1 protein-coding gene is annotated in these 1,899 nt (G+C 35.3%); it reads right to left on the bottom strand.

Annotation, left to right across the window (positions count from 1 at the left end):
* The coding region (gene nagB, locus ACJJVY_RS00070) for a glucosamine-6-phosphate deaminase (RefSeq protein ID WP_405603883.1) at positions 1-1,899 on the bottom strand (1,899 nt) is incomplete at its 5' end.

The following is a 1,899-nucleotide window of genomic DNA, read 5'->3' as shown; positions in this document are numbered from 1 at the left end:
TTAATAATGCCATCTTACAAAAGCTTCCATTGCTGCGTAATGAGACAATCCTAATTGATCATATAATTCCGCTGTTTCTTTATTTCTGTCTTCTGCTCGTTGCCAAAACTCTCTACTATCAGTTCCTTGAAAAACAACTCCGTCTTTTTGTGATTGATGTTTAAAAATGGCTTTTCGCTTTTCTAATACTTGGTCTGGTCCCATTGGTACTGCCATTTCTATCTCATCTACTCCCCATTCTTGCCATGCACCTCTATACAACCAAACCCAACAGTCATCCATAAACTTCTTTGGCTTTAATTCTTTTACTGCGGCAAAAATAGCATCTAAACATACTTTGTGTGTTCCGTGTGGATCTGCTAAATCTCCTGCTGCATAAATTTGATGAGGCTTAATCTTTTCGATTAAAGCTTTCGTAATTTCTACATCTGCAATTCCTATTGGATTTTTCTTGATTGCTCCGGTTTCATAAAATGGTAATTCCATAAAATGAATTTGAGTATCTGGCAATCCGATAAAATGACACCCAGCTCTTGCTTCTCCTTGTCTGATCAACCCTTTTATTTTTCTTACTTCTAAAGAGTCTACTTCACTTGTTTTTTTATTCTTTAAAAAAGTTACTGCTTTTTTAAAGATGTCTTCTGCTTCTGGACTTTCTATCCCAAATTTTTCGTTGTAATCACATACAAAACTTGCAAATCTTAGCGCTTCATCATCTGCAACTGCAATATTTCCTGAGGTTTGATATCCTAAATGTACTTCATGTCCTTGTTCATGTAATCTTTTAAAGGTTCCTCCCATACTAATTACATCATCGTCTGGGTGTGGACTAAAGATTAAAACACGTTTTTTTTCTGGTGTAGATCTCTCTGGTCTTTTAGCATCATCAGAATTTGGCTTGCCTCCTGGCCATCCAGTAATTGTATTCTGTAGTTTGTTAAATATTTTTATATTGATGTCATATGCTGGTCCGGAATCTGCCAACAAATCACTCATACCGTTTTCTATATAATCAGCATCTGTCAACATTAAAATTGGTTTTTTTAATGAAAGTGCTAAGCTTAAAACTGCTTTTCTAATCAATTGGTCTGTCCAGATAATTTTCTCTACCAACCAAGGTGTATTGATTCTTGTTAGCTTAGAAGCGGCTGCTTGATCTAAAACAAATACTGCATTATTATGTTCTTGTAAATAAGAAGCAGGTACATGACTGGTTACTGCATCTTCTACAGATTCTTTTATAATGTTAGATTTGCTTTCTCCCCAAGCCATTAGGATTACTCTTTTGGCTTCCATTATTTTCTTTACTCCTAAAGTAATTGCAGTTCTTGGGGTATTGGCTAATCCAGAAAAATCTCCACTTGCGGCAACTCTTGTAATATGATCTAAAGCTACTAATCTAGTTTTTGAATTTTGTAAAGATCCTGACTCGTTAAAACCAATGTGTCCGTTGCCTCCAATTCCTAAGATTTGTAAATCGATACCGCCTAAAGCTTCAATCTTTGCTTCGTACTGACTACAATATTCTCTAATCTTATCTTTTGGTAAGGTTCCGTCTGGTACATAACAGTTTTCTGGTAAGATATCAACATGGTTAAATAGTTGTTCATTCATAAAACGAACATAACTATTTACAGAATCTGGTTCCATTGGGTAGTATTCATCCAAATTAAAAGAAACTACATTCTTAAAACTCAAACCTTCTTCTTTATGCAAACGTACTAATTCTGCATACAATCCCTTGGGTGAAGAACCGGTTGCCAACCCTAAAATACATGGTTGTTTTTGACTTTGTTTTACCTTTATTAAACTTGCTATTTCTTTAGCAATAGACTGGGAGGCCGATGTGGAGTCTGAATAAACTACCGTTCCGATGTTTTCAAAACGCTTCTCAAATCC

This window comes from Polaribacter sp. Asnod1-A03, assembly GCF_045063585.1.
Lineage (GTDB): Bacteria > Bacteroidota > Bacteroidia > Flavobacteriales > Flavobacteriaceae > Polaribacter.
This window is presented reverse-complemented; position numbering and strand designations above follow the sequence as displayed.